Annotated in this window: 10 protein-coding genes and 1 tRNA gene; 5 read left to right on the top strand and 6 right to left on the bottom strand. The window is 61.0% G+C overall.

Annotated elements, in window-relative coordinates:
* Window positions 1-699 precede the first annotated feature (699 nt).
* The 5 genes from RTX98_RS09600 to RTX98_RS09620 all read right to left on the bottom strand — a co-directional run bounded on the left by RTX98_RS09600 (window position 700) and on the right by RTX98_RS09620 (window position 4,518).
* A complete protein-coding gene (locus tag RTX98_RS09600; RefSeq protein WP_312796226.1) occupies window positions 700-1,344 on the bottom strand; it encodes a DUF6538 domain-containing protein in 645 nt (214 codons plus the stop codon).
* Window positions 1,345-1,493: 149 nt separating this feature from the next.
* A tRNA-Gln gene (locus tag RTX98_RS09605) sits at window positions 1,494-1,567 on the bottom strand.
* 182 nt (window positions 1,568-1,749) lie between these two features.
* Window positions 1,750-1,890, bottom strand: coding sequence for a hypothetical protein (locus RTX98_RS09610; RefSeq protein WP_312796227.1), 141 nt, complete (start codon window positions 1,888-1,890; stop codon window positions 1,750-1,752).
* An 11-nt stretch (window positions 1,891-1,901) separates the two neighbouring features.
* A complete protein-coding gene (locus tag RTX98_RS09615; protein ID WP_312796228.1) occupies window positions 1,902-2,219 on the bottom strand; it encodes a hypothetical protein in 318 nt (105 codons plus the stop codon).
* Between the two features lie 331 nt (window positions 2,220-2,550).
* Window positions 2,551-4,518, bottom strand: coding sequence for a nucleoside-diphosphate sugar epimerase/dehydratase (locus tag RTX98_RS09620; RefSeq protein WP_312796230.1), 1,968 nt, complete (start codon window positions 4,516-4,518; stop codon window positions 2,551-2,553).
* A 105-nt stretch (window positions 4,519-4,623) separates the two neighbouring features.
* Here RTX98_RS09620 and RTX98_RS09625 point away from each other — a divergent pair, with 105 nt between their 5' ends.
* Both RTX98_RS09625 and RTX98_RS09630 read left to right on the top strand, forming a co-directional pair.
* Window positions 4,624-5,577: an NAD-dependent epimerase/dehydratase family protein gene (locus tag RTX98_RS09625; protein WP_312796232.1), complete on the top strand. Its 954-nt coding sequence runs from the start codon at window positions 4,624-4,626 to the stop codon at window positions 5,575-5,577.
* Window positions 5,578-5,619: 42 nt separating this feature from the next.
* A complete protein-coding gene (locus RTX98_RS09630) occupies window positions 5,620-6,171 on the top strand; it encodes a sugar transferase (RefSeq protein WP_312796234.1) in 552 nt (183 codons plus the stop codon).
* A gap of 21 nt (window positions 6,172-6,192) precedes the next feature.
* On the opposite strand, the gene RTX98_RS09635 is transcribed toward RTX98_RS09630, so the two are convergent.
* Window positions 6,193-6,669 carry a DUF411 domain-containing protein gene (locus RTX98_RS09635; protein WP_312796235.1) on the bottom strand — a complete coding sequence of 159 codons (477 nt, stop codon included), beginning with the start codon at window positions 6,667-6,669 and terminating at the stop codon, window positions 6,193-6,195.
* A gap of 296 nt (window positions 6,670-6,965) precedes the next feature.
* Between RTX98_RS09635 and RTX98_RS09640 the strand changes: the two genes are divergently transcribed.
* The 3 genes from RTX98_RS09640 to RTX98_RS09650 form a co-directional block, all read left to right on the top strand.
* Window positions 6,966-7,307 (top strand): TIGR01244 family sulfur transferase, encoded by a 342-nt coding sequence (locus tag RTX98_RS09640; protein WP_189503362.1) that lies wholly within the window; start codon window positions 6,966-6,968, stop codon window positions 7,305-7,307.
* Between the two features lie 149 nt (window positions 7,308-7,456).
* Window positions 7,457-9,526, top strand: coding sequence for a putative bifunctional diguanylate cyclase/phosphodiesterase (locus RTX98_RS09645; RefSeq protein ID WP_312796243.1), 2,070 nt, complete (start codon window positions 7,457-7,459; stop codon window positions 9,524-9,526).
* Between the two features lie 71 nt (window positions 9,527-9,597).
* Window positions 9,598-9,837, top strand: a 240-nt coding sequence (locus RTX98_RS09650) for an ATP-binding protein (protein WP_312796245.1), incomplete at its 3' end; no start/stop codon positions are given.

The raw sequence follows: 9,837 nt of genomic DNA on the forward strand, positions 1-9,837 counted from the left end.
ACGCTCGATCATCCGGCGCTGCGCGGTGACTTCAGCCTGGCGCACTCGGGTGGTTGCCGCGACATCAACGATCACCGCATGATCGAGGTCGATCATGTTCCAGGACCGATGACTAAAGTGCCAATCTTAATTTTGCCAGATCACACCAGCGAAGCTTGCTGTCGATTGCAAGATCGAAAAGCGCTCGATCTCACAATCTGCCTTCATGGTCGAGGTAAAAGCGAATGGCCCAGATCTGCGTCGGCTTCAGAGCTCGTTTTGCCCCGACCTTCCTTCCGGCATTCCAACCATGCCGCTTTCGTGCGGCAGGATCATATTGAGAAATTCCCATTGTTGTTCTCCTTAGGCCACTCGGGCCTGAGGGAAAACGGAGAGCCCGTGGAGAAAGAGCCATTGCTTGTCGAAGCAGAAGTAAGCTTCAAATATCGCCAGCTAAGTACGTCCTTTTGCCGTTGCCAGGTTAATGCACTCAATTTAGATAGTTTCGCCTCAACAGGAAATAATCTCCTAGAGCCGTCTCTGGCCGAAAGCGCACTGCCAGCTGTCGGGCGAGCGATGTGGAATAGCTGCCTTTCCGCATCCAACCCATTGTGGCGGTAGAAACTGTCTTGACCGACGGTTTGTTCGCAGTCTGCACGGTTTAGTTGCGTAGATGGTTCAGAGAACTGCCGGTCAGATCAGGCACGAATGATCTACAATTTACGAGAAAGGCAGAGAGCCACAGCTTGATCGGCTATCGTTTAAGCCGACGGTTTTGAATTGATGTTGTCGCCGGACATGTTTCGCTACGGCTGCCCTTCCTGACCGGGGATGGCCGGCGGTGTGCCGAAGGAGGGTGGTGACTCCCCGCTCGGCACGGTAGGTGGCTTCAATAAAGGGGATGTCGTCGGCCTGAACTCCAGCCTTGATCAAGGCTTCGCGTGCTTCGCCGCCTTCAGCGAAAGAAAGCTCGTCACTTGGGCCATAGGCATGCAAAAGGCGGTAGGCCCAGCCGACCTGACGGTCTGCCTCACGATGGACTGGATCGCGCAAGCTACCCACCCGCTTGGCAGCCAGGTCTAGCGCGGCAATCTCCTCGCGCATGGCTTCCGCTTCGAGCGCGAAAATTCGCGTCAGCTGTTCCCTCGTCGCCATCCTGGTCGTCGGCACCATCTCGATCTGGAGTAGCAGGGCATTCAGCCGCCTTGCCACCACGGAAGCCTTCTTACGATCAGACAGCCTAAGGCTCAATGAAAGCCTGGCATTCCTGCCCGCGGCCTTGAAGCCGACGGGAATGCGTGCCCGCCAATAGAAGATCGGCCCTCTGAGAACGAGGTTTTCGACCTGGTGCCTTCGCAGTCCCATCCGCCCTGTGCCTCCGTCGGCCCAGGGCGGATGGACACCAGCTCTGGACATCAGTTGTGGGCACCAGTTGCGGGACGCCGATACGACGCGAAGGAGCGTCACTTCGAACAGCTGGATTTCAGCGGATTTCTTAGATCTGGAAAGCAGTTTGGCTGGGGAACCTGGATTCGAACCAGGACTAACGGAGTCAGAGTCCGTGGGTCTACCGTTAACCTATTCCCCAGCAGGCGAAAGAGGATGGCTTGGCCGGTCCGTCTTTGCGAGGCGCGTTATGTCGGTGATAGTTGGTCGTGTCAAGTGGAAAGGCGGCGGCTTATTTCGGGAGTTGTGCAATACCCACAAGGCTCTCTTCAGCCGTCCGTGGGGCAGAGCCGACGCACTAGGTGAGCGCGTCGGAACCCGGTCTCAGGGCAGGAAGCCGAAGACGACGGCCAGGGTGAACACGGCGGCGCCTGTGAAGACCGTGTAGGCGGCTGCCTGTGAGAGGCTAAAGGGACGCGCCTTCAAGGGACGTGTGGCAGGTGCAAGATCGGTAATCAGGGCCATCGGTTTTCTCCTTAGGCTCGCAGGCGTTCAACGAACAGCGTGCGCATCAAAGTCGCCGCGTCGGCATCGGTGACCTGCTGGTCGCTCAGCGCGCTGTCTTCCTGGGTTACCGCGCGCACTGTTTCGAGCGTGCGCGTCGGCAGGAGGTCGGTGCAATCGCGCATGCGACCGAAGACGGCGCTGATGCCCACCGCGCGGCCGTCGAACTCGACTTCCGGTTCGGCGAGATTAGGCGCCCATTCCTCGTAGCCATGGATCGCATCGTCGAAGGCTTGATGCAGAAAGATCGGGGCGTGCCCTTCATGAAGCGCGGGAAGCACAGTCGTCATCGGTCTGTCCTCAGCTTGATGGCAAGATGCCGGTTCAGTTCAAAGCATCAGATCACTGGTTCGAGGGAAAGGTTAACGCGGGTGGATCGGGAAAGTTGTTTCATTTTTCAGCCTCAAGCAGAAACATCTTCCTCAAGAATGAACCCGTGCGATTGGAGGAGCATCAGGCTCCCTAAGCCGGTTTTCTCAACATCGGCTCAAGGAGTATGACGCACTGAAACAGGATGTCAACAATGTCTACCAAGCTTGTAGATTAAGGCACAGCTTGACGAGCATTAGCCCTAAGCCATTGATCGGGCTGTGCTTTAAACTCTCGCGGTGAAGCAGAGCCTCAGCTCGCGTCGAGATTATATCCAGCCGAGGGCGTGAGATCTGTGGAAGAAAGCAGCGCGCGGTCGCCCGAGTCGGCGCGATATTCCGGCACGATGTGGAACAGCAGCTGCAGCGCGCGCTCGGCGTCTTCTGCGTCCGCTGCCGCCTCGATCTCGTCAATAGTGCGCTTCAGCAAGGCCTTATCGATGACCCGCGGCGAGGCCATGACATAGCCCTCGTCGGTCCGTTCGTTCTTCACCTCTGAAGGGTCGAACAGCTCTTCGTAGAGCTTCTCGCCTGGCCGCAGGCCGGTATAGGTGATCTTTATATCCACGCGCGGCTTGAGCCCAGCCAGTTGGATCAGGCGCTCGGCCAGGTCGACGATGCGCACCGGCTTGCCCATGTCGAGCACCATGATCTTGCCGCGCTCGTTCCTCTGCTGCAGCGCGTGCGATGACGCGTGGAGCACGAGGCGCACGGCTTCCGGGATCGTCATGAAATAGCGGATGATGTGCGGATGCGTGACCGTAACCGGCCCGCCGCGCGCGATCTGTTCCTGGAAGCGCGGCACGACGGAGCCGTTGGAACCCAGCACATTGCCGAAGCGCACGGTCTTGAAGCGCGTTTTCACCGAAGCGAGGTCGAGCGACTGGCAATAGGCTTCGGCGCCGCGCTTGGTGGCGCCCATGACGTTGGTGGGGTTGACCGCCTTGTCAGTGGAAATCATCACGAAGGTCGAAGCGCCGGCTTCGAGTGCGGCATTGGCGATGTTGCGCGTGCCGAGCAGATTGGTTTTCACGCCTTCGAGCGGATTATCCTCGACAAACGGAACATGCTTCAGGGCTGCGGCATGAAACACGATGTCCGGGCGGTGTTCGGCGAACAGGCTTTGAACGCGGCCGGTGTCGCGGATGTCCATGATGCGGGAAACGACCGGCAGCTTCGGGTGGGTGTCGTGCAGTTCGAGATCGAGCTCGAACAAATGGAACTCCGAATTGTCGGTGGCAATCAGCACGCGCGGCGCAAAGCCTGCGATCTGGCGGCAAATCTCAGAGCCGATAGACCCGCCTGCCCCGGTCACGAACACGACCTTGTCGTTGAGCAGGCGCGACACGCCTTCGAGGTCCGTATGAACCTCGGCGCGGCCGAGAAGATCACCAAGTTCGATCGGCTTGCGCTCCATGGCATCGCCGCTGCGCACTTCCGAACGCTCAGATTCGCCCGGCAAACGCGACACGATCATGCCATGCGCGGTTGCCGCTTCCACGATCTCGCCCAGCCGCGCCCGATCGACGCCCGCTTCCGTGATCAGCAATTCGGTGATGGACACGCCGCGTCGCTTCAAGGCTGCGTCGATCGTTGGAAGATCTTCCAGCGAGCCCAGAACTTTGACGCCCTGCACCTTGCGACCGAGATTGCTGCGCGACTTGTCGAGGATGCCGATCACGGACACGCCTCCGCCGGGATTGCGGCGCGCCGAGCGGATGAAGCTATCGGCGGCATCGCTCATGCCCAGCAACAGGATATAGCGCCGGTTTTCCGACAAACGGCCGATCATCGGGGTGCCGAGGAAGCTGCGCTCCACGATCAGGCGATAGGTGAGCCGCGAGGCCGTCATGCCGCCGACAAGGTAGATCATGGTCAGGATCGGCACGGAGCGCGGCAGCCATTCGCCGCGCGAAACCAGGAACGCGGCGAGCGTGCAGGTGATGACGGCCGTCAGCGCGGCCTTGATGATGGCGGTCAGATCCGGCAAGGACACATAGCGCCAGGAGCCGGAACTCACCGAAAACAGGATAAAGGACACGGCGCAAACGGCCGCAAAGGCACCGATGCGCAGATGGAGATCCGGCACATACATCAGGCCGATCTCGCCGTAGAAGGTGAGATATGCGAGATAAACCGCGATACATGCGACGATCAGGTCGTGCGCGAGGCTGACATAGCGCAAGATGCCGTGATCCTTGGCAAAGCCGTACAGACTCATTGCATCATCCAAACCCAATTCACGTCATTCACTTAGGACAACAGCCATGTGCAAGCAATTGCATCCGCATCACAGCGGCTTTCTCGCATCGACGGGTGCGGACAAATGAGGCTGGCCGTCACAGGGGCCAACGGCTTCATCGGGCGTCACGTCGTCCGCCATCTGGCTGATCAGGGCTACCAGGTGTCAGCGGGCATCCGCGCCGGCGCGACAATCCCCGCTGACTGGCATGACACGTCCGGGATCGACCTCGTTCGCCTGAGTGAAAAGCCCGAACAGTTTGCGTCCTTGCTCGACGGTGCCGAGGCCGTAATTCACCTCGCCGGCCTTGCCGCCGTTCCGAAGGGCAATGACGCCGCCCAAGCCTTGCAGGCGGCGAATGTGGATCTGACCGCCGCGCTGGTGGAAGCCGCAAAGGCCGCCGGCGTTCAGCGCTTCATTCATCTTAGCTCGATCCGCGCCGTGGTCGGATCGACGTCATCGACCGTCGTGACAGACGATACGCCACCTGCGCCGGTCGAGCCCTATGGCCGCTCCAAGCTGGAAAGCGAGCGCATCGTCGCTACCTTCGCCTCACCGGATCGCTTGGCCGTCGCATTGCGCCCCCCGCTGGTGATCGGCGCCGATGCGGGCGGCAACTGGAAACGGCTTCAGCAACTGGCCGCCAGTGGCCTGCCCCTGCCCTTCGGCGGCATCGCCAATCGACGCTCCTACCTGTCCGTGCAGACCCTGAGCGAAGCGCTTGCGCATCTTGCCGGACGCGAATGGCCTAGCGACCTTTCGGGAACCTACTGTCTTGCCGATCCTCTCCCGCTTGCCCTGCCCGAAGTCATCACCGCCTTGCGGATGGGGATGAAGCGCGGCGGCCGCTTATTCTTTTTGCCTGGCCTGTCTGCAACGCGCGCCCTGCCCGTCTTGAGCGTTGCGGCCAACAGCCTGTTCGGCTCGCTGCCGGTCGACTCGGCTCGCTTCTTCCGCACCTTCGCCTTCGAGCCGAGCACGCCGCTCGCGAACGCCATCGAGGCGTCGGGCGCGCAATATGTTGCGGCCACCAGATGAGATGGCTGGTCAGGCACGGCCTTCCCCATCTATGACGCATCCATGAAGCGCTTGCTCGACCTTTCCCTGGCCCTGATCGGCATTCTTCCCGCTTTGCTGGTGATCGGCATTCTGGTCATCTTCGTGCGCCGCGGCTCTCCGGGTCCCGGCCTTTTGCGGCAGGCCCGGGTGGGGCGCGATGAGCAGGTTTTCACCTGCTTCAAACTGCGCACGATGTTTGTGGATACGCCCGACCGCCCGAGCCACGAAGTCGGTCGCGTGGCAGTCACCCCGATCGGCGGGTTGTTGCGACGCACCAAGCTCGACGAACTGCCGCAACTCATCAATATCCTGCGCGGCGACATGAGCTTCGTGGGTCCACGCCCTTGCTTGCCGAGCCAGGTCGCCTTGGTCGAAGCCCGTCGCCGCCACAATGTTTCCCACCTGCGACCAGGCATTACCGGCGTGTCGCAGGTGGCAGGCGTCGATATGTCCGATCCTGAACGCCTGGCCGCGCTGGACGCTACCTATCTCGGCCAGATGACCGTCGCGCGCGATCTGCAACTGATCATCCAGACTGTGCTCGGTTCAGGTCGGGGTGACCGGGTCGTCTAAGATCGCTCTAGCGACGCGCGCTCAAGCAGCGTCATAGTGCGAAAAGATCTCGGTCTTCCCGTTCTTGCCGAACAGCACGACATCATAGGCTTCGCGATCGGCTTCCGACCCCATGCCCGGCGCGCCCGTGGGCATGCCCGGTGCAGAAAGGCCGATGGCATCGCGCCGCTCGTCCAACAAGCGCACAATATCGGCAGCTGGCACATGTCCTTCGATCAGGTAGCCGTCGATCCGGGCCGTGTGGCAGGAAAACAGGTTTTCCGGAATGCCGTTCTCGCGCTTGTAGCGATCAAGCTCTATGGCATCGATCGTTTCCACGGTGACCTTGAAGCCGGCTTTTTGCATGACAGCGACCCAGGCCGAGCAGCAGCCACAGTTCGGATCCTTGAGAACATGGATTTCGCGGTTTTGCGCGTTCGCGGCTGGCACAGCCAGCGTCAGCCAAAGGGCGGAAGCGGCGAGCAGAAATTTGCGGCGGGAATAAAGGTGAGTGGACATGACGATCCTTCATCTGACAGAGCCTACGGTGTCACCCGTCGCGCCCGTCTAGTCGTGCCTTGCCTGCAGTCGGGGCCGAACCTGGCTCGATTGCCATCCTCTGCCAAAGGCAAGTGCTTGCAGCATCGTTAAAGACTGTCATCGGGCAATGGTCTTTGAGGTAGATCAACGGGCAGCAAAAATGCAGCGCTTTGACTCATGCGTCGCAAGCGGACCGAAGCCGTTTCGAGATCAGCTTGATTGACGCCGCTGCGCACATCGGCTCTGTAGCGCTCAGGTGAATGCGAGAGGACGCCATGAACATCAAAGAGATCGCACCGGACTATTCCGTTTCTGCGCAGATCCAGGCCGGCGATGTCGCCGAACTGAAGGCTGCCGGCTTCAAGAGCGTGATCTGCAACCGTCCCGACAATGAAGATCCCGGCCAGCCCAGCGTTGCCGAGATCCAGGCGGCCGTTGAAGCTGCTGGCCTGGAATTCCGCCATGTGCCGGTGATCAGCGGCCAGATGACCGCGCAGAATGTCGAGGAACAGGCTCAGGCGCTCGAAGCGTTGCCGAAGCCGGTCTTTGCTTATTGCCGGTCCGGCACGCGTTCCACCAACCTTTATGGCTATATCCAGGAAATGAACCGGGGCTAAGCCGCTAGCAGCTTAGTCGTGGTGCCCACCACCTAGTCTTGGCTGCAACGCCTCGGTAACCACGATCGACTTAGCGCGGGGAACATTTTCCGACTCATTAACTTCATCCGGTGACTGTCCGTGGGGGGCGGGACAACCGGGGGAAGAGAATGACGGATAAGGGGTCCGGTCCGAGTGCGGACAGGCTGAGTACCGTCATCAAGTGCGCCTACTGGTTTGCCTTGATGGTCATGTCCGCCATGACCATTGCTTCCTTCGTGCTGCTGCAGCAGATGATGACGGAACAGCAGCGCGACGCCGGCATCCTGCAACTGTCCGGCGAGCAGAAGGCGCTGTCGCAGCGCGTCGTGTTTCTCGTGCTTGCCGCCAGCAAGGGCAATGGCGACAACGAAAACCTTGTTTATTCCCTGCGGTCCGCAACGGCGCTGTTCGAAAAGAACTATGATCGCCTGCTGGCGCTCACGGGTGCGGATTTCCACTCACCAAACGTGCAGGACCCCGCTTCGGTGGACGCCGTCTTCTACGGCAAGCCCTATCATCTCGACCATTTCTCAACGAGCCTGGCTGCCAATGGCTGGAGGCTCGCCACCGCAATCGAAGAGGGACTGGAGCAAGAAGGACAAGGCGCGACCTACCTGGCCGGCCGCGAGCGCGCCAATGTCGATCGCACCGTCGCCGACGCGACGCTCAACGCCTATGAAGCCCTGAGCACCCGGCTGATGGAGCAGGCCGAACAGCGGCGAGCACAGTTGATGAGCATGCATCGCAAGCTGTTCATGCTGTCCATGGCGACGATCGCGATGATCGGCCTGCTGGTTTTCCGGCCGATGACGCAGATGATCGTGCGACGCACCGGCCAGTTGGTGGAAGCGCGCAACGAGATGGCCTTTGCCGCCGAACACGATTCCCTCACCGGCCTTTACAACCGCGCCTATCTCATCGCCAATTTCGAGCGCTTTCTAAGCGATATGCGCGCCCGTGGCGAGCGGCTCGCGGTGATCCAGATCGATCTCGACCGTTTCAAGCAGATCAACGATACGCTCGGCCATGCGGCGGGCGACATGGTGCTCAGCCGCACGGCCCAGCGCATGCGACAGGCCTGCCGTGCCAAGGACATCTGCGTTCGCCTCGGCGGCGATGAATTCATCGTCCTCATCCCAGCGCCCAACAGCTTCACAAGCGTCCAGTCTGCCACAACGCATCTGCTCGACACCATCAACCAGCCGCTGACCTTCAACGGGGCGACCATTCTTCCCGGTGCGAGCGCCGGCGTCGCGATTTTCCCCGATGATGCCAGCCGGTCTGAGGATCTGATCGTGCATGCCGACCTCGCGCTGTATTCCGCCAAACGACTGGGCGGCGGAGCGTCTGCCTTCTTTTCCGGCGATCTGCGCGCCGAGCTCGATCATCACAAGGCGTTTGCGCGCGACATCCGCATCGCGGTCGCCGATGACGCCTTCAACGTCTTCTTCCAGCCGCAGGTCGATCTGATCGGAGGGTCCGTGATCGGCGTTGAAGCGCTTATACGCTGGCGCCACCCCGTCCGCGGCACGATCTCGCCATCAATCTTCCTGCCTGTCGCGGAAAAAAGCGGCGCGATGGCCGACATTGGTCGTCTCGTCATCCGCAAGGCCATTGCGCAAGCAGGCCTATGGCATCGCGCCGGCATCGTGTTCGGCCGACTTGCCGTTAATGTGTCGAGCGCCGAACTGCGCGAGCCCGACTTCGAGAGCTTCCTGTTCAAGGCACTGGACCAAGCCGGCTTGCCGATTTCGTGCTTCTCGCTTGAGATCGTGGAATCCGTCATCCTTGATGATGAAAAGACCGGCATCGCCCACAAGCTGCGCCGGCTGCGGCTTGCCGGCATCCATCTCGAACTCGACGATTTCGGCACCGGCTATGCGTCGCTCAGCCATATCGATCCCGACCAGATCGACCGGGTGAAGATCGATCGCCGCTTCGTGGCCGGCATCGACCACCATGATGCCAATGCCAAGATCGTGCGCGCGGTGATCGAACTGGCGCGGGCGCTGGAGATCGGCGTGGTTGCCGAGGGTGCTGAAACGCAGGCGCAGCTCGAAGCGCTGAAACGTCTCGGTTGCCCTGCCGTGCAGGGCTACGGCATCGCCTTCCCCATGCCCGGCCACGAAACCGCTTTGTGGCTCACCCAGCAAGCGCGCATGGTCGCCGGCCTCCCGCCATCGAGCCAGGTCGCCTGAACCAAGTGGCTTCAATCAGCGTGATGCACTGACAGGCTGACCGGCCCGTCGAATCCGGCTATAGCTGTTTCATGCCCATCCGCCAGCTTTCAGACAGCGTCATCAACCAGATCGCCGCCGGCGAGGTCATCGAGCGCCCTGCATCGGTGGTCAAGGAGCTGGTGGAAAACGCGTTGGATGCCGGCGCCTCGCGCATCGAGATCGCCACGGCCGGCGGCGGGCTGACCTTGCTGCGCGTCAGCGATGACGGCTGCGGCATGGGCCCGGACGAGCTGCCGCTGGCGATCGGCCGCCATTGCACCTCCAAGCTC

This window comes from Tianweitania sp., assembly GCF_032053605.1.
Lineage (GTDB): Bacteria > Pseudomonadota > Alphaproteobacteria > Rhizobiales > Rhizobiaceae > Tianweitania.